The organism is Verrucomicrobium sp. BvORR106, from assembly GCF_000739655.1.
GTDB lineage: Bacteria > Verrucomicrobiota > Verrucomicrobiia > Verrucomicrobiales > Verrucomicrobiaceae > Verrucomicrobium.
On record NZ_BATR01000191.1, the window covers coordinates 16,241 to 36,667 of the forward strand.

Annotated in this window: 18 protein-coding genes; 5 read left to right on the forward strand and 13 right to left on the reverse strand. The window is 60.3% G+C overall.

The features are described from left to right. Positions 1 to 13: 13 nt before the first annotated feature. The 3 genes from BV106_RS34130 to BV106_RS34140 all read right to left on the reverse strand — a co-directional run bounded on the left by BV106_RS34130 (position 14) and on the right by BV106_RS34140 (position 2,427). Complete coding sequence (locus BV106_RS34130) at positions 14 to 955, reverse strand: hypothetical protein (protein WP_265596367.1); 942 nt, start codon at positions 953 to 955, stop codon at positions 14 to 16. A gap of 98 nt (positions 956 to 1,053) precedes the next feature. Next, positions 1,054 to 1,431 carry a glycine zipper domain-containing protein gene (locus BV106_RS34135; RefSeq protein WP_038172623.1) on the reverse strand — a complete coding sequence of 126 codons (378 nt, stop codon included), beginning with the start codon at positions 1,429 to 1,431 and terminating at the stop codon, positions 1,054 to 1,056. A gap of 48 nt (positions 1,432 to 1,479) precedes the next feature. Beyond that, the gene (locus tag BV106_RS34140) at positions 1,480 to 2,427 is read right to left on the reverse strand and encodes an adenylate/guanylate cyclase domain-containing protein (RefSeq protein ID WP_038172625.1); all 948 of its coding nucleotides are present in this window, start codon (positions 2,425 to 2,427) and stop codon (positions 1,480 to 1,482) included. A 165-nt stretch (positions 2,428 to 2,592) separates the two neighbouring features. Here BV106_RS34140 and BV106_RS34145 point away from each other — a divergent pair, with 165 nt between their 5' ends. Then, complete coding sequence (locus tag BV106_RS34145; RefSeq protein ID WP_265596368.1) at positions 2,593 to 3,264, forward strand: hypothetical protein; 672 nt, start codon at positions 2,593 to 2,595, stop codon at positions 3,262 to 3,264. A gap of 21 nt (positions 3,265 to 3,285) precedes the next feature. Here BV106_RS34145 and BV106_RS34150 read toward each other — a convergent pair whose 3' ends face one another. From BV106_RS34150 to BV106_RS34160, 3 genes are all read right to left on the reverse strand, one after another. Then, positions 3,286 to 3,978: a hypothetical protein gene (locus tag BV106_RS34150; protein WP_038172629.1), complete on the reverse strand. Its 693-nt coding sequence runs from the start codon at positions 3,976 to 3,978 to the stop codon at positions 3,286 to 3,288. A 68-nt stretch (positions 3,979 to 4,046) separates the two neighbouring features. Beyond that, on the reverse strand, positions 4,047 to 4,973 hold the full coding sequence (locus BV106_RS34155; protein ID WP_038172632.1) for a hypothetical protein: 927 nt from the start codon (positions 4,971 to 4,973) through the stop codon (positions 4,047 to 4,049). 8 nt (positions 4,974 to 4,981) lie between these two features. Beyond that, positions 4,982 to 6,712, reverse strand: a complete 1,731-nt coding sequence (locus tag BV106_RS34160; RefSeq protein WP_038172634.1) for an LptF/LptG family permease — start codon at positions 6,710 to 6,712, stop codon at positions 4,982 to 4,984. Between the two features lie 113 nt (positions 6,713 to 6,825). Between BV106_RS34160 and BV106_RS34165 the strand changes: the two genes are divergently transcribed. Then, positions 6,826 to 8,829 carry an ATP-dependent DNA helicase gene (locus BV106_RS34165; RefSeq protein WP_051946921.1) on the forward strand — a complete coding sequence of 668 codons (2,004 nt, stop codon included), beginning with the start codon at positions 6,826 to 6,828 and terminating at the stop codon, positions 8,827 to 8,829. A 30-nt stretch (positions 8,830 to 8,859) separates the two neighbouring features. Here the strand turns inward: BV106_RS34165 and BV106_RS36725 are convergent, their stop codons facing one another. Next, a complete protein-coding gene (locus BV106_RS36725; RefSeq protein WP_051946923.1) occupies positions 8,860 to 9,885 on the reverse strand; it encodes a peptidoglycan DD-metalloendopeptidase family protein in 1,026 nt (341 codons plus the stop codon). 197 nt (positions 9,886 to 10,082) lie between these two features. Between BV106_RS36725 and BV106_RS34175 the strand changes: the two genes are divergently transcribed. Continuing rightward, positions 10,083 to 10,868 (forward strand): undecaprenyl-diphosphate phosphatase, encoded by a 786-nt coding sequence (locus BV106_RS34175; protein ID WP_038172799.1) that lies wholly within the window; start codon positions 10,083 to 10,085, stop codon positions 10,866 to 10,868. A 92-nt stretch (positions 10,869 to 10,960) separates the two neighbouring features. Here BV106_RS34175 and BV106_RS34180 read toward each other — a convergent pair whose 3' ends face one another. Continuing rightward, positions 10,961 to 11,299 carry a P-II family nitrogen regulator gene (locus BV106_RS34180; RefSeq protein ID WP_038172637.1) on the reverse strand — a complete coding sequence of 113 codons (339 nt, stop codon included), beginning with the start codon at positions 11,297 to 11,299 and terminating at the stop codon, positions 10,961 to 10,963. A 99-nt stretch (positions 11,300 to 11,398) separates the two neighbouring features. Here BV106_RS34180 and BV106_RS36730 point away from each other — a divergent pair, with 99 nt between their 5' ends. Then, complete coding sequence (locus tag BV106_RS36730; RefSeq protein ID WP_051946925.1) at positions 11,399 to 12,025, forward strand: DUF2062 domain-containing protein; 627 nt, start codon at positions 11,399 to 11,401, stop codon at positions 12,023 to 12,025. Between the two features lie 84 nt (positions 12,026 to 12,109). Then, positions 12,110 to 12,835, forward strand: a complete 726-nt coding sequence (locus BV106_RS34190; protein ID WP_265596370.1) for an N-acetylmuramoyl-L-alanine amidase — start codon at positions 12,110 to 12,112, stop codon at positions 12,833 to 12,835. 12 nt (positions 12,836 to 12,847) lie between these two features. Here the strand turns inward: BV106_RS34190 and BV106_RS34195 are convergent, their stop codons facing one another. The 5 genes from BV106_RS34195 to vccD form a co-directional block, all read right to left on the reverse strand. After that, positions 12,848 to 14,020 carry a cysteine desulfurase family protein gene (locus BV106_RS34195; protein ID WP_038172641.1) on the reverse strand — a complete coding sequence of 391 codons (1,173 nt, stop codon included), beginning with the start codon at positions 14,018 to 14,020 and terminating at the stop codon, positions 12,848 to 12,850. Between the two features lie 213 nt (positions 14,021 to 14,233). After that, a complete protein-coding gene (vccA, locus tag BV106_RS34200; RefSeq protein WP_081892560.1) occupies positions 14,234 to 18,094 on the reverse strand; it encodes a Verru_Chthon cassette protein A in 3,861 nt (1,286 codons plus the stop codon). Positions 18,095 to 18,130: 36 nt separating this feature from the next. Further along, positions 18,131 to 19,153, reverse strand: coding sequence for a Verru_Chthon cassette protein C (gene vccC / locus BV106_RS34205; protein WP_081892575.1), 1,023 nt, complete (start codon positions 19,151 to 19,153; stop codon positions 18,131 to 18,133). Between the two features lie 5 nt (positions 19,154 to 19,158). Further along, positions 19,159 to 19,707: a Verru_Chthon cassette protein B gene (vccB, locus tag BV106_RS34210; protein ID WP_038172648.1), complete on the reverse strand. Its 549-nt coding sequence runs from the start codon at positions 19,705 to 19,707 to the stop codon at positions 19,159 to 19,161. Positions 19,708 to 19,719: 12 nt separating this feature from the next. Beyond that, positions 19,720 to 20,367, reverse strand: coding sequence for a Verru_Chthon cassette protein D (gene vccD / locus BV106_RS34215; protein WP_081892576.1), 648 nt, complete (start codon positions 20,365 to 20,367; stop codon positions 19,720 to 19,722). Positions 20,368 to 20,427: the final 60 nt, after the last annotated feature.

Sequence of the window (20,427 nt, forward strand, 5' to 3'; positions counted from 1 at the left end):
GACCTCGCACGTATCAAGGCCCAGGCCTTGCCGCCCAAAATTCAGCCGGCGGCTTCAGATCGTTGCCTTCTTCGGCAAACTTGGTGCCGATCTCCCCGAGCGGCAGAGCCTTGGCCACCTCCAGGCCTGTCTTGATACGGTCTGGAGTGAAGACCAACCTCGTGAGATGCAGGCCCTGAAGGGGGGTCAGATCCTCCACCGGGGTTTCACCAATGTGCAGGCGCTCCAAAGAGGAACCTTTGAGCGGGCCAAGGTCCACCACCCGGGTGAGGTGCAAGGTCAGGCTCTTCAGAGGCAGCCCTTTCAAGGGAGCAATGTTGGTCAGCGGACATCCATTGAGCCACACCATCGAAAGCGGGCTTTTCCGCAGTGCGGAAATGTCGGAGATGGGACAGTCTTTGGCATTGAAGTCCGTCAGGGGCAGCCCTTCCAGAGGCCCCAGATCCTGCACCGGAGTTCCGGTGAGATACAGCTTCGTCAACGGCATGCCGCGTAGCGGAGACAGGTCCCGCACCTTCGTGCGCTCGATGTAGAGCTCCGTGATCGGCAGCCCCTTTAAAGGCGTCAGTTCACTCACCTGCGTGTCACTGAGGTACACTGCGGTCAATCGCGCACGCCCTTCCAGAAACTTCAAATTGCTCACCTTGGCTCCATCCAGACCCACAGCGAGAGGTTCCCCGTCCTCAATGCGAAACTGTCCGCCGCCCTCGTACTCAGGGTTGTGGAACTTGATCTCCTTGTTCATCAACTCCTCCGTCCAGGCAAACTTGAGTTTGGCCGCCGGTGGAGTCGGAGCTGGTGCAGTGGCGGGCGCACCTGCTGGAGGGGTTGCCGCGGGTAGTGAGGATGCCGTTTTGTCCGGCAAGGTCGGCTCCTGCTTCGGCCCGCAATGGGTCAAACCGAAGATCACCGCGAAAAGTCCGCCGAAGGAAGCGAAGGTGTGCCGATACGCCATGGAGAAAGCCATGCCGCCTACCAACGCCGCTCGCAACCCGAAGTTACAGGAGGTTTGCCTGGAAGCCCGCTCTCCTCTTCAGCGGCCTCCCAATCAACTCACCAGCAATGCCCGCCGTAGTAGCGCGGCGCGTAGCGGCGCCGATAAACAACCGGCGGAGGGCAGTAGTCGTAGGAATAGGAATAGTAGCGAGGCGGAGGAGGTGGCGGGGGCCCATATCCATAGTCGCCGTAGGCATACTGGTCCTGCGAGTTCCCGATCAGGGAGCCCGCCAGAGCCCCCAACACGCCACCGATGGCTGCCCCTTCCAAACCACGGCCGCTCTGGTGGCCAATGATGCCGCCCGCCGCAGCGCCAGTGACTGCACCTGCCACCCCACCCACGCGCTCGTTAGGCCCCGGGTAGTAGGATACGCAGGAACTCAGGGTGAACGCAGCCGCGAGGGCTCCGACACTACAAACGGCGGGCATCTTCATGGGTGTCCGTCGTTCGACGAACACCACGTGAGAACATTCAAAAAAACTTTAGGGCGAGGCCTGCGCCTCCGCGGCGGCCTCCTCCTTGCGAAGGCTGAATACTTCCACCTTGTTCGGATGGCCCTTCACTTCATAAGCCCCACAAGGCTCAAACCATTCCTGTCCTTCTGTCCAACCCTCCAGGAACGCCTTGCTCACCAAGATGGGTTGGCGCGTCTGCCGGGTCAGGCTTTCGATGCGGAAAGCAAGATTCACCGCGTCACCAAGGGCGGTGTTGATGCCTTTACCCATCGCGCCGAGAGCCACGGGACCCAAATGCAAACCAATGCGACAGTCGAGCACGACGCCACGGGTCTCCCGCAAATGCTTGCGAACCGGGGTGGTCACCGCAACCTCCACCTCACGCAGCGCTCGCGCTGAATCCACCGCCTTCTGGCGGATGTCGGCCTCAATCCCCGGCCAGTAGGCAAACACACAGTCGCCGATGAACTTGTCGATCATTGCGCCATAGCGCTTCATGATCGTGTTGCAGTCCGCGTACCACTCACGCAGCAGCTCAGCGAGCTCAGTCGCACTGAGCTGGGAACTCAACTGGGTGAACCCCTTGAGATCCCCCACCAGCAGGGTGGCGGAAGTCGTCTTCACCGGCACGGGATTGCGGCGCAGCACCTGGGTCTTGGTGCCGAGCATAGTAGTATCGGTGTTGGATGAGCTCTCGCTCTGGTCGAAAAGAAACACCGCCCCGCCGATCTGCAACCGGTCCCCGTCGCGCAGCACACGGGCCGTCGTCAGTGCCACGTCGTTGACGTAGCTCCCGTTCGCACTGCCCAGGTCCACAAGCCAGTAGTGCACGCCCTCGCGGCGAATGGTGGCATGCTGTCGCGAGACGCCCGCATCATTCAGACGGATGGTTGCCTCCTCACTGCGTCCGATGAGGTTAAAGTCTTCCAGAGGAAAGGTATCACCGCTGGTTAAGGTTCTGAGGTAGGCTCCCATTTGTCACCTCCTTTCAACCGAATGGACCCATGAAAGTCAACTCTTCCTTTTTTTTCATCAGTTTGATGGCAGCCCCTTCCAGACACCCTCTCGCGTAAGATTTCAAGTTGGCATTTCCAACAACTTCTCGGAGGTTCACAGATGGTTCGTAGGCAGTGGGCCCTGATGGCTTTGGCATTGATTCTGACAGCGGTCCGTATTCAGGCCCATCCCATCCCCACGCTCGTCGTGGAAGCCATTTTTCACCCAGATCGCGCCTGCGAGCTGAAGGTGAATCTCGATCCTCGTCTCTTTCTTCACGAAGTCCCCTCGACGCTTCCCCCGGTGCCAGGATCCTGGTGGCGGGATCAGGATGAGACGGAGCGCGCTAAGAACTTGGACCGCGCGCGCCAGTACCTCGCTGGGACGCTTCAGTTCGTTTTTAATTCCTCGTCTTCCCAGCCTCCGTGGGAGGTGCAAGCCATCGACAGCATGCTGAACACGGAGATCTCTGCCACCACGGCAGAAGTGCACCTGCTGGCCCGTTGCAGGGTGAATCTCCCGACGGATGCCAAAGAGTTCAAGGTCACGCTTGCCCGCAACGCCGCCGTGCCGGTGATCCTGCTCAATTCTGAGCTGGGCAATCCCAAGGTCGTTCCCCAGTCTGTTTATCCTGGGGAAAGCAGCCGGGCCTTCTCCGTGCCAGTCACAACATCAAGCCCACCCGAGTCGGCCTCGGTCACATCGACGGCCCTTCCAAACGCCACAGGCTCCCTATGGCGTCTCATGCTCGCATCCGTCCTGGTGGTTGGTCTGGCCGCCGTCTTCTGGTGGAGCCGCCCACGGTCAAAGGCGTGACAGACTGCCACCACGCCATGTCTAGGGCCCCTGCGCAGAAGCTTCTGCCTCGATGACCTCGGCCGAAGGCTTCCCGGATTCCTGATGGAGCCTCTCCGCCATCATCTCGGGCGTCTCAAAGCGGATCTCCTTGAGCCGGCCATGTTCCTTCACGTAGTGTCCCATCAGGCGGCCCTCGCGATCATAGTCTTTCTCCTCGCCGTGGAAGCGGCCTTCGGAATCGAGCTGCCCTTCAGACCATAGCACGCCGTTGTCATACCAGCGCAAGATGGGCCCCTCCCCCACCTCTTTCTCATTGAGGGCGTATTGGTACTTCTTTTTGCCGTTGCCGTGGTACACCACCAAAAAGGCGGGACGCCCCTGCTCAAAAGTGCGCTCCTCACGGAGTTTGCCACCGCTGGTGAAGCTCACCGTCATGCCGTGGCGTCGACCTTTGACGTAAGGCGTACGGCGGGCCAACCGCGGCGGGGTCCGGTCATAGTGAAGCTCTACGGCATCCCCGGTGAAGGGGAGTTCAGCAGCAGGCAGGTAGGCCAGGCCATCCTCCCGTATCTCCACCTTCACCTCCTGATAGCCTGGCACAGCGTCCTCTGCGGGAGGGCTGCCTGCGCGGTCCAACGCTGCCCGCCCCTTCGCCTCCATCTCACAGGAACAAAAAAGCGCGGCACTCAGAAAAAGCACTGCAGCCTGGGCAAAAGGATTTCTGGAAATCATGTGAAGGTATAAAAATTTTAACCACCAGCCCACGGTCTTCCCGTGCGCAACTTCAGCGGTTTTTTGGATCAGGCGGAGCGCTCAGGAGCTTCAGGCTCGTCTGCGGCCTGATCATCCTCAGGAAGCTCAGTCTCCTCGTTAGCGAAGGCCTCTTCGTCAGAAGCCTCCCCTTCAGAGGTCAGGGACTCATCTGTCTCTGCCTCTTCTTCAACAACCTCTTCGTGGGCCTCATGCGACGAGGCTTCATCGAGCTCAGCCTCCGTTGGCTCGGAAACTTCCGTTGCGGAGGTTTCTTCTGCCGTCACAGACGCTGCCGGCTCTTCTGCCACAGGGGCTTCATCGGCAGTAGGGGCGGCATCAGCGACAGCTTGGTCTGGAACGTTCGCCCCCTTGCCTGCTTTGCCACCCTTCTTGCCCTTCTCCAGGTTTTCGACCTTGCCATCAGGCGTGATCCGCATGCCTACGGCAGCAGCCGCCTCAGCCGCTGGGCCACCGAAGCCCAGAAGCATCGCCACTTCATCCTGAACCATCGCCAGTTCGTCCAGGCGAAGCTCAGGATCCTTGATGATGAAAACTTCCCCGCTCTTGCGGTGCTCGTAGATGATCGTCTTCCCGTGCTCGGTCTCCTTCGTCTCCTTGGGCACCAGCTGCTTCTTCCGCTCCAGCATCAACGCCAGGATGTACCGGGCGTGTTCGGTGTGTTCTTCATCCTCTTCGACGAACCGTCTCAGGAGATCTTCAGCGCTCTCGCGGCTGGTGATCTCCACCTTCGGCCGCAGGCTCTCCGGTCTGACGTACTCAGCCTTCCAGTAGGAGAAAGGCTTGCGCTCGGCAAGCTCCTCCGCCCAGGCTGACTCTGCCACATCCCGCCGCTGGAATTCACCGGAGACTGTATCGAAATAAATGGCTGTGTAAAACCTCTCCCCTTCTTCAAACGGGCGATTGGTGCGGGAGCATTCGTGAGCTCGTGATTTAATGTTCCAGTTGGCTTGCATCCCAGAGGTTAGGCGGTCTTGACGAAGATGCGTGAGCGAAGGGCCTGCCAGATCACGGCCAGCTTCTCACGGAGGGTCTTGAAGGACAATTTTGGCAGTTCCTTGTTCTGGGACCGAAGCTTGAACAGGTAAACACCGATGCTCCCCAGCAGCAGGTGCGGCAGCCAAACGGAGACGTATGAGGGGATGATGTTGCTCTTGCCCAGGTTCAGGAAAAGGTTGTCCATGAACATCAGCGCAAAGAAGAAGATCACGGCCATCGACAAACCACCCACGAGACCGCGCCTGGAGAACACGACGGAAAGAGGGGCCGCAAACAGCACCACCACCATGCACTGCCAGGGGAATGTGAAGCGGTAGAAAAGGTGCGTGAGGTACGGAGCCAGCTTCCGCTGCCCGTAGGCAGAGTTTCCGCGGATGTAGGAAATCAGATCCGGCACCCCGAGATAGTCAGGCACCAAGGTGCCGCTGAGCAGGATCCACGGCGTTTCCGTCCAGCCTTCGAAGTCGATACGCGGGTGACCGGTCCCCGTGTCGAAGTTCTGCATCGCCACGACCTGACCGTTCTTATAGGTGACTTCCACGCCGGAGTAGAACGACCAGACCTTGCGGTCCGGCCACCAGAAGGCGCTCTTGGCAAACCAGCCCTTCACCAGACGGCCTTGGTCATCTTCCTGACGAATTTCAATGCGGCGCATGCGGTCTCCGCGCAAGTCTTCCGGCACCTGCCCCACGAACCATGTCCGTCGGTCTTCCTGGTTTCGGTACATCAAGCCCATCACCAGGAAGTTCTTCCCGATGCGCTCCTTCACGTTCTCCAGGAGCTTCTCCTTGTTGCCCGCTGAAACGGGAGCCCAGTGGTAGTTGGCCGCCATTCCCAACAGAGAGGCGCAGCAAGCGATCACGTAGAAGGGCTTGAGCACATCGAACATGCTCTTGCCGGTGCCCAGCATGGAGATCAACTCGTTCGTGCGGGACATGCGCCCCAGAGTGTACAGAGTGGAGAGAAGCAGCGTGATGGGTGCCACCGTCACGAAGATGAACGGGATCAGCTTCACGTAGAACATCAGGATCTGCGTCCGGGAGATCTTGTTCTCCTGGAAGTCCTGCATGTTGTCCAGCAGGTCCATCACGATCCAGAGGGTGCAGAAGGCGATGAAACAGAACATCACCGGCTGGAGGAAGGAACGCATCACATAGCGCTCAAGGATCTTGCTCCGGGAATAGTACGTGAGCACCAGCGGCGGTGTGCACAGCAGCCCCAGAATCAGCAACAGCTGCACTCCAAAGGCCGTGACGGAAAAGACTTCCCCTGAGAAACTGGCACTGAGCGTCTCCCAGCGGTCATAGAGCTGGCTGACCAGAGCCCAGAGGGCCAGATAGGCGCAGGCAATCCAGGTTGGGATCACCATCTTCCGGGCATCCGGATAGGCACGCAGGATGAAGGCATGGTAGGCCACCCCGCCCACCAGCACAAACAGGCGCATGTAGGAGAGGATGTAGAGGGTGAAGTACGCTCCATCTGGCGGCGCCTCCCATCCCTTGGGCAGCTCATTGATGTTGGAGGGCGTCACCGGCATGTAGTTGCGGTGATACCCGGCCATCTGGCAGATGAACATGACGATCACTGCCAGTAACAGGGCGAGCCAGCCGGCATTCGGGGAGTGCCGCAACCAGCGCCAGATGGCGTTGCAGCCGTCTAAAACGGGAGTGAGCACTTTCCGGAGTTGCTTTGTCATGCTTGGGGGTGGGAGGTTTCAACACAAACCGCCCCTCGTCAAGGAGGGGCAAATGCCCGAACACCGTCTGCACCTTGCACAGCGGCCCGCCCAGACGTATCAAAACGACCTCCATGATTCACATTGCCTCCGATGCCGAAAGCGCCGCCCAACCCACACTGGCGGAGCGTATGGCACAGGCATTCTCGCCCGACGGCATCCTGGCTAAGTCGCCTGACTTCGAGTACCGGAAGCAGCAGCAGCGCATGGCGAAAATAGTTGGGAAAGCGCTCGAGACGACCCGCCCGGTGGTCATCGAGGCCGCCACTGGCGTCGGCAAATCCCTCGCCTACCTCCTGCCCTCCGTAACGTTCGCGATGGAAAAGAAGCGTAAAGCCATCATCACCACCCACACGATCAACCTCCAGGAGCAGCTCATTCACAAGGATCTGCCGATCGTGCAGAAAATCATCGGCACCCCCTTCAAGTCAGAACTCCTCAAAGGCCGCGGGAACTACCTGTGCCCCCAGCGCCTGGAACGGGCCTTCCAGGGCACGCCGGATCTTTTCACCACCAGCGAGCAAGCCGAACTGAAGCTGATCTGGGAATGGAGTCAGAAGACACTGGATGGGAGCCTGAGCGACCTGGATTTCACCCCCTCGCCCAAGGTCTGGTCCCAGATCTGCAGCGAGTCCTACATCTGCACTCCCCGTCGCTGCGGCCAGACCCGCTGCTTCTACCAGGCAGTCCGGAAACGCATGGCGGAGGCGGATGTGCTGGTGATGAACCACTCGCTCTTCTTCATGCTGCTCTCCTCCACGGAGGATGTGCTACCCGAGGACGCCAACTTCCTGTACCCCAAGGACTTCCTGATCGTGGATGAAGCTCACACGATCGAAAACGTGGCCGCCAGGGCCTTCGGCCTCCACCTGTCTGAGAGCAGCATCCGCTTTGAACTGCAACGGCTCTTCAATCCGCGCACCAAGAAGGGCCAGTTCCCCCACCAGGGAGATGCCGTGGGCTGTCGCGCGGTGACGGAAGCGCTGGACGCCATGGAAATGTTCTTCCGTGCCGTGGAAGGTTCCTCTCACTTCATGAACCAGCAGAGCCGCGAGTTCCGGGTCAGGGAGACGGGGTTGGTGGACAACACCATCGCCCTCCCGCTGCACCGGGTCATCGAGCGGACAAAAATAGCGGGAGATGCGGCCAAGAACGAAACCTCCCGCCTGGAATTCCAAGACCTGACCCGCAGGCTGGCCTCCGTACAGGCCGGGATGACGGCCTTTCTCGACCAGACCGAGGACGATCACGTGTACTGGGTGGAGCGCAGCGGCGGCGACAACCGTGCCGTGAGCCTGCACAGCGCCCCCATCGATGTGAGCCCGCAGCTCTCCAAGCTTTTCTTCCAGGGCGACAAGGCTTGTATCCTGACCAGCGCCACCCTGGGAGTGGGTGAGGCGGAAGACCTCAGCTACTTCCGTCAACGCGTCGGGGCCACCTCCACCGTGGCCGTGAACATCGCGAGTCCATTTGATTTCGAGAAACAGATGCGGCTCTACCTGGTGAAATCCATGCCTGCGCCGGGCACCAAAGAACACGAGGCCGCCCTTCCCAAATGGATCGAGCACTTTCTGGATCTGTCCCAAGGCCGGGCCTTCGTGCTTTTCACCAGCTACACCCAGATGACGCGCATCGCGGAGCAAATGGAAGAGTTCTGTGAGGATCGCGGCTGGACCCTGCTGGTTCAGGGCCGCAATCTGCCCCGTCACCAGTTGCTCGCCGAATTCCGCCGGGACACCCATAGCATCCTCTTCGGTACCGAGAGCTTCTGGACCGGGGTCGATGTGCCGGGAGAGGCACTCAGCAATGTCATCATCACCAAGCTTCCCTTCGCCGTGCCGGATCACCCCCTCACGGCTGCCCGCCTGGAGCACATCGAAGAGAGTGGCGGCAATCCCTTCACGGAATACTCTGTGCCAGAAGCCATCCTCAAGCTCCGCCAAGGTGTGGGTCGCCTGATCCGCACGAAAAAGGATCAGGGCATCTGCGCCATTCTGGACAACCGGGTGCTCACCAAGCCCTACGGCCGGGCCTTTCTCAAGGCACTGCCCCCCTGTCCGGTGGAAATTATCTCCTGACCAGACGGTCGCCCCAGCCTGGGTCGGGGCTTACTTCTCCTCCAGGCCGGTAGTCACGCCACCATTGGCGATTTTGGATTTGAGCCGGGACCAGAAGTCGCTCTTACCTGCAGTCGGATCTGATGGAGGCGTCGGAATAGTGCTGCCGGGGATGGTGGAAGGGCCCGGAGTTCCGGGAAGAGGGGCAGGCGGGGTAGAGGCAGTGGTCGATCCCGCCCCAGGTTTGCCCGCCGCGGGATAACCGCTTCCCGGACCATTGATGACAGGAATCGTCAGCCCACGACCCGTGCGGGTGAATCCGCGGGACGGCGCCGAACCAGAGGCGGTGTTGGCCGCCGACGAGGTGGCGCCGGAAACGCGCTCCTGTGCCTCCGTCAGCTCACCCCCGTATGCCGCAAAGGTATTGATCGGCACATCGTACTTTTTGAAGTCCGAGGCCAGCTGGCGATGCGCGTTGATGAAAGCCGTGGGGCTGTGGTAGTTGGAATAGTCCTTCGCAAACTTGGAGCGGTTCATCCCGATGGCGAGATTCTTCCGCACCTCCAGGTGGAGGTGCACAGGGTACATCCCGTTGTTTCCCCCCATGGTACCCACCAGCTGACCCTTCTCGATCATCTGCCCCACTTTCACCTTCCGTTCCAAAAGGTGCCCGTAGAGAGAGTCCACCATCTCGATCTTGCCCGTCACTTCCCGGAAAACGTGCCGGATGATGACCACGTTCCCCCAGCCGACCTTGATGTCTTCTGACTGCACCACAATGCCCCGCCCGATCGCGTAAATCGGATCTCCGAGGTCACTGTCGCCACCGCCAGAGCCGTTCCAGTCTTCGCCCAAGTGCCCGTTGGGCCAGAATCCGCGAGCCTTGTAGTATCCCGTCCCCTCGGGCTTGCCACAGGGAAAATCGAATCCGTCCGCCAGCTGGCAACGAGCCGTGTCGAACGCTGCGACGGGCCCAGCCCCCAGGAAAACCGTCATCATGGCCACGGCAGCGATCCAACCCAATACGGGTCCACGGGGCGGGTTATGGAGCGGCAGGAGGGTCGGACGACGGAGCATTCGGCTTGCGACAGTTTTAAGGATCAATGCGTTGAAAAAGAGACAGGGGGTCTGGCGGGGGACGACACGGTAACCGGGGTTGGGAGGATTGCCACGATCAAGTTGCATATGAAGCCAAGTTCACCGGCAGGCCGTGATTGAAGCTTGCGCATCCGTGTTCCTCCCCCATCATGCCGGGCTCATCCCCCAAACGCACCATGCCCGACTGGCTCACCGTCATTATTCTCGGCCTCATTGAAGGGCTCACGGAGTTCATCCCAGTTTCATCCACCGGTCACCTGTTGATCGCCCAGAGATGGCTCCCCCGGCAGTCAGAACTGTTCAACATTGTGATTCAGAGCGGCGCGGCCCTCGCACTGGTCCCCCTCTTTTGGAAAAAGTTCAGCGGCATGGCCTTTGGCTTGGGCAAGGCTGAAAACCGCGACCTACTCATGAAGCTGGGCACGGCGTTCCTGATCACCTGCGTGGCAGGCATGGCGATGAAAAAGATGGGGCTGGAGCTTCCCGAAGACGCCCGTCCGGTAGCTTGGGCCACACTGATCGGCGGTTTTGTCATTTTTGGCGTCGAAGCCATTTGTAAGCGCCGGGTGCTCTCGGATTCACTGACCTGGCCGATTGTCATCGGCGTCGCCGTCGGCCAGTTGATCGCCATGGTGTTCCCTGGAGCTTCCCGCTCGGGCGCGACGATCATGATCGCACTCCTGATGGGGCTTTCCCGTCCTGTGGCCACGGAATTCTCCTTCCTGCTCGGCGTTCCCACGCTTCTGGCCGCTGGTGGATACGAGCTCCTGAAAGCCTTCAAGGATGGCGAGTTTGCCACCCTCAACTGGTTCCACGTGGCCCTCGGTTTCGTGGCTGCCGCAGTTTCCGCCTTTGTGGTGGTGCGCTGGTTGATCCGCTTCGTGCAGAGCCACACGTTCAACGGCTTCGCCATCTACCGGGTCGCCCTCGGTGCGGCGCTGCTGCTCTGGCTGGCACGCTAACCGCCTGCCCCGCCCAAAAAAAACAGGCCCTCCAATTGGAGGGCCTGCCGTCTGAGAAAGTTGGATGCTGGCTCAGCACCGGATGGGCCAAATCAGATGGCGTCCACACCATGCTCGTTGGTCCGGATGCGCAGCACGTCTTCAATGTCGTAGATGAAGATCTTGCCGTCACCCACCTTGCCAGTTTTGGCGGATTCAGTGATGGTCTTGATGATGGCGGGAAGCTGCTCGTCCGTGGTGAGGATCTCAATCTTTGTCTTGGGAACAAAATCCACCGTGTACTCGCTGCCGCGATAAATCTCTGTATGACCACGCTGTCTGCCGAAGCCCTTGACCTCCGTCACGGTCATCCCGAACACTCCCGCCTCGCGGAGCGCTTCCTGGACTTCCTCAAATTTGTGCGGTTTGATGATGGCTTCGATTTTCTTCATGGCGGTGAGTGTTGTTGAGGTTTAAGCGGGTCCACCCCCCGCAATCAAGCCAAAAGAATCATTGATTTTACGGACATCTTCCGTCACTGCACCCCTTTCATGCACCTGCATTACCGACGATTTGTCCTGCGCCTTTACAAGAGGTTCCGTCACCCTCGGAAGCTCAAGCAAAGCCGGCTGCATAAATGGTTCGCGTTGCATTTTTTGGACAAGACAGTGTGGAAACCCACCCGGCACAGTTTTGCCGGTGGCCTCGCGATTGGGCTTTTTGTAAACATGCTGATCATTCCCGGTCAGATGCCGCTGGCAGCGCTGCTGGCGGCTTTGTTCCGGGTGAACATCCCCATCGCCATCGTGGCCTGCTGGATCAGCAATCCGGTCACCATGCCCCCCATTGCCTGGTGGGAAATCGAGTTCGGCAACTGGTTGTGCCACACCCTTCATCTGGGCAATCCCCCGCCGTTGGATTGGAAGGACCTCAAGCGCATCCTGGATGAGGCGACGGGATTCTGGAACTTCTTTGCCCAACTCAAGCCGTGGGCCGCCTCACTATATATCGGAGGCTCCGTTGCGGGAGTCGTTCTAGGCTTCGCCGCCTATGCGGTGGCCTTCGTTCTTTGGGATCTGCTGCTCACCCTGACTCACCGTCGCGTGAAGGACGATGATGATGAAAACGACAGCGGGCCAGACAATTCCGACAGTGGCCAGAGCGGCCGCCGGTCGTGAAACCTCACCCCTACATTGAATTCCGGTGATAAGCCCCCCTTGTCACGCGGTGAGGATGCGTTACATCTATGGATATTACACTCCATGAGATTACTTCCCCCTCTTCTCTGTCTGGCGGTGCTGATTGCCGTCCTCCTGGGCTGTGAGAGCACCAGCCCCCGCGTGACTGGCTGGGAGGGAAGGCTGGGACCGGTGCCGGTTGAGCGAAAAGTGATGCCCGTGGGGATGCTGCAGGAAGTTCGGCTCCAGCAGGACATGATCACCAAAGGCACGGCAGGCCGGAAAACTTTCCGGCGGATGAATCCGCAATTCATCACCATCCACTCCACGCAGAACTACACGGGCAACGCCTACAACCACGCGCTGGCGCTTAAAAGAGGAGCCCTGCGCGCGCCGAAACGCAGAGGGGGCAATCGCATCGGTTTCCTGACCTGGCACTTCACCGTACAGGACAACGTGGCCATCCAGCACCTGCCGACCAATGAGCAAGGCGAGCACGCAGACTTTGATGGACCAGGCAATAACTACAGCATCGGCATCGAGATGTGCGAACACCGCGGCAATGATCTGGCCCGCACGATCGACAACACCGCCAAGCTGACCGCCTTCCTCATGATGGAGCACCAGATTCCCCTGCGGAACGTCGTTCCCCACTACCACTGGCCACGGCAGGGGCTGACCCCGCCCAACAAGAACTGCCCGCACTTCCTGCTCGACAATGGTCGGCCGGGACGGAACTGGCGCTGGTTCCTGAGCCGGGTGGAGGCGCACTACTCTCGCCTCGTCCCCGGCCCTGTGCCTAGAATCTAGCCCCTCAGGGGGTTAGGCGCTCATTTTGACGAGCCCCTCGACATTGAGCGTTTTCAGTTTCGCCACGCACTCGATCACCTTCTCCGCCGCGATAAGAGCCTCTTCTTCCGTGTTCATGCGGGAGAAGGAGAACCGCAGCGTACCGCGAAGGCGCTCTTCGGTGAAACCCATGGCACAGAGCACGTGGGAGGGGCGTAGCGTCTCCGAGTGACAGGCTGAGCCTTCTGAGCACGCGACCCCTCGCTCATCGAGGAGGATCAAAAGCCCGGCAGTGTCCAGGCCGGCAAAGTAAAGACTCGACGTGCCGGGCACGCGAAATTCCCGGCTCCCGTTGACTTCTGTGCCCGGCACTGCAGACAGGATGCGCTGCTCAAAGGCATCCCGCATGGCAGCCACCTTGGCCGGGCCATTGTCCCGCAGATGCTCCAGCATCAGTTCGGCCGCCTTCCCCAGCCCGACAATATGAGGCACATTCTCTGTTCCAGAGCGTCTCCCAAACTCCTGACCACCGCCCAGCATCCACGGGCGGAAGCGCACCCGCTTGCTGATAAAGAGCGCTCCAATGCCCTTGGGCGCATGGAATTTGTGCCCACTGAGGCTGAGATAATCCACCGGCACTTTCTTGACCGATACCGGGATCTTGCCCACCGCCTGCACCGCATCGCTGTGGAACATGGCACCGTTGGAATGCACCAGTTCAGCCGACTCCTCGATCGGGCCGATGACGCCGGTCTCGTTGTTCGCCCACATCATGCTCACCAGCGCGGTCTGACCGGAGCGCGTACAGCTTTTCAGCTCCCGAATCATGGGCACCCCTTCCCGGCTCACATCCAGGAAGCTGGCGGAACGCCCCTCCTCCGTCCAACGACGGGCCGACTCCAGCACGGAGGCATGCTCCGTCTTGAAGATGATCAGGTGCGTCTTGCGCGGCTGCTGCAAGGTCAGGGCCGATGCCAGAGCGGCATTGTTGGCCTCGGTGCCGCCACTGGTAAAGATCAGCTCATTGGGTTCACAATCAATCAACGCGGCGACCTGCTCCCTGGCTTGTTCCACAGCCTTGTGAACGAGCCGTCCCCCTGCATGACCGGAGGAAGGGTTGGCAAAATGCTTCGTCAAGAACGGCATCATGGCCTCAACCACCCGTGGATCAGTCTGGGTGGTCGCATTCGAGTCGAGATAAATCATAGGCCCATCTTCTCCCAGAGCAGGATATGTGGGCAAGTGAAATACGGAGGCGGTTGGGTCACATCGTATTGGAAATCAGCGATGAACCGGACGTGAGGACAACGGACCCGCCGCGTGCGCATGGAGCAATCATGGAGCCCGCTCAGTTAGTGGTCACACCGTTTTCTCCATGCGCCGCCCACGTGCTACAATAGTGATTCCCCTCTTCTCGGACTACGGCAGGAACCTCTTGCTGTGGATCACCCGGAATCGATACAACGTATCCAGCGGAACGTAGTCGGAAGCGGAGGCGGACTTGGTGGCATAGTCCTGGAGACGGGAATCTTCGGGATCAATGTACCGTTCCAACACCGTGGATCCGCGCGTTTCTGATACCACCAAGTCGTTGGTTTCATTCCACTTGGCCCAGGCGTCCGGGCTGTCGCCGCGACTGCGCACCGCCTGCCGGAGAGCCTGCACGCGATAGTGCACGGTGTAGGTGTTCGACTTGGTCGTGAGGCGAGGGTAGAGCGTCGCATACGGGCGCTCTTTCATATTGTCACCGGTGAGCGTGTTGGTCGTGTTCCAGTACGTGGCCATGTTTGCCAAAGTGGCCCCCTGCGGCACCAGATAGAGATCACAGAGTTCGGTGGGAGACTTGAAGATATCGTTCGCCGCGAAGCGGGTTTTGAACTGCTCCAGCGTCTGGGCGGCATCAATTTCCAAACGGAAGTTGGTGGCGGTGCCGGTCTTGTAGTTGTTGGCGTTTGCCAGGGGGACAGCAGCCACCCGCTCACTGCGCAGCAGGGCTCTCAGCCCGGTGCTGCGCTCGATGTAGGTGAAGGGCATGATCTGGTAGTTCATGTTGATCTTGCCCGCAGTGGAGAAGGGCTCACTGATCGCGTAGGGCTCCACCACCGGCATCCAGAACAGGTCGAGCAAAAGATGATCCTTGGGGGACTGCGCCCCCACATGCGTCGCCACTCCTGTGTTGGGACGGAAGAGCAGCGTACGCCATGGGACGTTGGCCTTCACCTGGCTGGGCAATGAGCCGAACATCACCGGGGACATCACCTGACGGTTGGGCGAGAAGAAGGTAGGCCCCGCCGTCTCATGCCGCTCTGTGTAGGAGAAATACGGGATGGCATCCGCGGCCCCATCATAGGCGCTGCCCTCGTCCGGCTTGTTGATGTAGGCGCCATCCGGCACCGGCCCCAGACCATTGTCAAAGTCCCCCGAGTCACTGCTCCACGGTCCGCCATCGGCATCAGCTCTGAAGGGCACGTCTGGACGCCTGCTGCTGGCATAAGCCGCCGTCTTCACCAGCTTGCCGGTCATGGTGGCGCCATAGATCATGTCTGCCCCCAACACCTCCGTCATGGAATGGGCCAGCAGCTTGGAGGTGTCGTTGTAGTACTGGTGCGGCTTGAACACGCCTTCCGGCACATCACGCTGGGCGGCGATCAGACGATAGTCACCGTGGAAAGGCACCAGGGTGCGCACCGTGTCATACTTGCGGATCGGGTTGCCACTCGCCTCCCCTCCTCCGGCCGGGTTGGTGTTGCGCCCTGGCTCCTCACCCACGTAGTAGATGCGCCCGTAGTTGGGGGCCGGAGCTCCGGTGATGGCTCCATCGCGTGAGAACGTCCACCAGTTGCGAGCCTCAGTCACCGAGTTGCTGGTGTGCATCCACGTCTGGCCGGAACTGGCACCGTCAATGGCCAACTGCGGAGCCGGGAACTCCGTGACGGAAGTGTGCCCGGTAAAGTTCATGTGCAGGGATTGAACCAGCTGAGTGGAATTCACCGTGCTGGTGCCGCCGGCATAGATGTTGATGGTGATGGGCCCGGATGACTCCAGGAACATGCGGGCAGCCGCCCCCGGTTTGATGGTGACCGGCGCGCTCACGAAGGGATAGGTGTTGTCCATGTTCGTCGAGGCTCCATCCTTGGCCATGTTCCCCCGGGCGGGAAGACCCCGGCCGCGCATGTGCGTGCGGAAGCCTCCCAGCCCGCCCCAGCCGCGACCGTGAATGGTGCCCGCAGAGGTCTGGGTGATGTGCATGCGTGCCGTGGCGGGAAACCCCATCGGCTGGGCCGCCCCGTCTGCCGCCCCTTTGAGCGACAGCTGGTTCAGCCCCACGACTTCAATCTGGATGTCCCGGCAGAGGGCCGTCCAGCCATGGGCTGCGGAGAAAAGTTCGAGGAGCAACAATGCCTCAACCCGCTTCTCACTGTTCGCGAGAGGCTGCACCAGCGTGCGATTCGCCGTCTTGTTGCTCGCCACTTTGGCCACATTGGTGGCATCCGACTGCGCAGGGTCACCACTGCCATCCGCGGTGCAGATGAAATGCAGCCCCACCTCGGAAATGGTGTCAAAGCGTCCAAAGCCCATCGTGCTCTTCGTCACATCCGCGGGACTTGCGGGATCAGGACGGTAGATGGGAGCTGCCTGACCATGACCTGCGACCCCGCTGGATTCCCCGGAGCGTCCTTTCGTGAACTGCTTCCCTTTTGTGGGATAACTCCAAGGCAGCGATTGCGGTTCAATGCTGTCGTCAAAGAGGTTCGTGGAACGGATGTAGTCGAAGATCTCCGTCAGGATCTGATCACGATCCAGAGGGTATTTCTGGTCAAACTTGCCGCCGAATCCGGGGATTTCCCGCGAGGTCAGGTTTTGAAGATAGGTATAGAGCTCCTGGTTCCTGGAAATATTGGCGAGATCCGAGGTGACAGAGAGGGGATCGTTGCGCTTGAAGAAGTACTCCTTCGTCACACCGGCAATCCGATATTGCGAGCAGAAGGCGATGAGCTCATCAAAAGGGCTGCGATACTTGGCCGCCGCGGTGTTCGTGAGGTCGTGAATGGGCCAGATCGAGACCCTCGGGGTATTGAAGAGGGTCACCTCCGGGGCCCGGCTGTGGGCGGTGAGGAAGAACCGGCTGCGCTCCAGCAGCGGCTTCACCACCGCTTTGTCCATACCCGCCTGCGTGGTGCGGTCTGGATTGTAGATCAATTCATCCACCGAGGCGTAGAGCCGGTCCGTGTCCAACAGGACCTTGCCCGGCGCCCACACCGTGCCCCCCTTGGACCCGCCGGTCTGCAGCCGGGGCGCGATCAATCCAATCTGTTCACGCGTGAGGCTGGGAATGACCGCGCTGAGGTAAGTGGTGGCGGGATGGCCTGGATAGCGCTGGTACTCCAGCTGCGCTGGCTGGCGCAGTGCGAGTTTGTTCTTCTCGAAGTCCGTGAAAAGATGCGGCACGTCCCAGTAGGAGCCCGGTTCCGTAGCCGCCAGGCCCCATTCGTCACCGGCGGCGGTGTTGATGTTGACCTTGCTGGATTCATCGTCCGTCCAGAACGCCACTCGTCCCACAACCGGGTTGGTTTTGGAAGGTGACTTGGCGGTTCCAGGAGCCCACGTCACTTCCGACGCAGCGCTGCCAGAGGGGCTGGTGAGTGTGCCGTCCTGCAGGACATAAAGCCACCTCACGGGCATCGGAGCCGGATTGTCTTCCGCATTGGTGCCTTTCACGGGAGCGCTCGTGATGGCAAATCCTTGTGTCACGGGGGCAACCGTGGCCGCGGTCGGATCCATGATAGGGTAGATCCGGGCACCTGCCAGACTCTTCACCGGCAGGTTGAGGTCCGTGTACAGAGCTGGCAGCGTGTGCCAATCCGCCGGCACATCAGCGGCAGGAGAGAACGCCCCGTCGGCCGGAGTCCAGGACATGCGCTCCGCAGAATAGAGCTTGTAGTAGGCCAGAGGGGCGCTGGATGCCCCGCTGCTGGTGCCACTGGCAACTCCATAGGTCCGGATCATGCCCGGTTGAGAGGCCCAGGCGATGTTGGAGCCCCGCGTGGTAGCCTCCCGGATCTGTGCCATCACAATGTTGGTAGCGGTCTCCGCCAGCTCCCTCCCCCTGCTCCCGCTGTCAGCAAAACGCGACGCCTTGGTCTCCGTGGTGACACTGCCGAAGAATGCCAGAATCAGGGCACTGAGCAGTACGAGGAAACTAAGCACGAGCACAAGCGCCATGCCTTTGCGGTACCGCAGGATGGAAAGGATTCGGGAAGAGGGAAGAGGCCAATGCATGGGACTAGAAGGGATGGTTGGGACAAGACTGGCGGCCTAGTTGGCCTGTTCACGACTCCACCTGGCTCCTCGCAGGCTGACTTCCGTGCTAAACACCCGGTAGTTGACCTTCATGTTGGCCAGTGTGGTCTCGAGGGTTTGCAGATCGCTCTTGCGGCGGGCTGGCGTCGCGTCCTTGAACAGGGTGCCAAGCCCGAAATCAGGCGGTGAGCCTCCTTGCTCCAGACGAACGGCAGACGGCTCATCAATGGCGACCATGATCACCTCCACCACCGGAGGCAGCTGGTGGCGGCTGTTCAACTCGGCACCTGACGCTGCCTGCCCCACCGTGGTGGAATCATAGGCGTAGGCAGGCGAAAGCCGGTTGCCGTCAGGATCCACCCGCAAGTCCCCGGCAGGGCCCTGGGACGGAAGCTTGGGGAGAAATGTCAGGCAGATGATGTTGCTGGCGATGACGTGCGAGTTGGCCCCGCCAGCAACGGTCTGGAGCCACTGGTTCGGCTGCTGGTACACCTGAAGACTCTCCGTTGGCTCCATGAACTCCATGAGCCGGAAGCGGTGGCGTTTCGTCCCGGGCATGTAGGCGGGCCGGTCGGAATCCTCGCGGAACTCGAGGTAGTATCCCCACGTGTTGATCAGGTTCTCCAGACCTGCATTGTCAGCAGCCTTCGTGAACCCCAGCGGGGCCTGGAAAAAAAGCGCCTGCCCCGGGAAAGTGGCGACCGCCCCTCCGACCAGCGTGGAGGCCTCGCCAGACTGAAACCGAAGCTCAGACTGCCGGCCGTAAGAGGCTGGCACGAAGGTGGCGGGGTCCGAGGCCTTGCGGGAGGAGCCGTCCGCCGCGTAGTAGTCATAATAAGTGTTGAGCGTGGCCTGGGCCAGATTGCGGCTGATCGCCTCGAAGGCATTGCGGGCCTCCCGGAACTGATTGGACTTCCCCGTCGTATCCCTCCAAACGGCACTGGTCTGTCCTGTGATCGTGACCATCACGATCAGAAGAATCGAGACGATGGTCATGGAAACCAGCAGTTCAATAAGGGTGAAGGCACGCGCTTTCATGATCATCATCGGGCCCGCGCCACGTGGCTGTTGTAGGTGTAGAACGGCAGGCCGCCTTGCGGATCCACCGTCTGGGCAAGCGGATCCGTGGCCGAGGCCGGCAGCAGAACAATGTTCCTATTGTTGGGATTGGTGACCACCTGCACCGTCACGGTGGCCAGGGAGGCATTGGCCCCGGTGGTGTTTCCAGAGGGCAGTTGGCTGGAGGGGACCACCCGGGTGAGCACATGAAAAATGGCATCCTGTGGAACGGGCTGCTCCACCCCCTGATCATTGAAATAACGCCACGGTTTCACAACCGGCGTGGTGCCGGTGCCACTGGCACCCACCAAAACATCGTAATCCGTCTGCATCGCCTCCTGGATCAATCGCTGGGCTATCTGTGAAGAGACGCTGACCGTCATGGAGTCACGAAACATCGTGAGCCCCGACGGGAGCAAACCGAAGAGCATGATGATGCCGATGGAGGCGATGCCTGCAGCAATGGCGACTTCAACAAGGGAGAAGCCACCCGGCCCGGCAGTAGCGACTGCGGGAGGTCGTGAGGTTTTCATGATGTACGGGGGTTAACCGGGGCGGTAGAGACGCAACGATCCGTTGTAAGGATCTATCTGCACTGCGGCATGGTTGGGAGGCGGGCTGCCTGTTTCCCGGCTGCCATGCAGAGTCAGAAACCAGCTCCCCGCCCCCAGGTCCGTGGACCCATCCGGACGGAAGCGCAGGGCATAAGTCTTGTAGCTGGAGCCGATGCCTCGGGGCAGGCTTTGCTTGGGATCATCCGTGGTCCAGTTGGTCTTTTCCCGGCTTGTTTTCAGGAGGCTGGAGAGACTTTCGTCCTTGCTGACCACCACACCTCCTGGAAGATGCTCCACTGACCCCAAGGGGGAGGACTTGGTGTTGGTCTCGTCATAGATCACAGCCTCAAAGGCTGAAACCTCGGTAGTGGTCGCATCCCCTCTTTCGAGGCTGGCGAAATCATAAAACCGCACCTCGACCACGCGATTCTGCGTGAGGGCGGTCTGGCGGGCCAGACTGAGTCCGTCCACCACCATCTGGGTGCCGGTGGTGATCTGGTTCGCTGTAAGCACCGAGTTGGTCACGGGCACGGCAAACAGCAGCAAAATGGCCGCGATGGTGATCACGACCAAAAGCTCAATCAACGTGAAGGCCCGGCGGGACGCGTTGACACGGTGGTTCCAGGTTTGTGATTTCATGAATCCTTCAGCCATCGTTTGAGAGTCGGCTTTGCGCTCACATTTCAACTGGCACCCAAC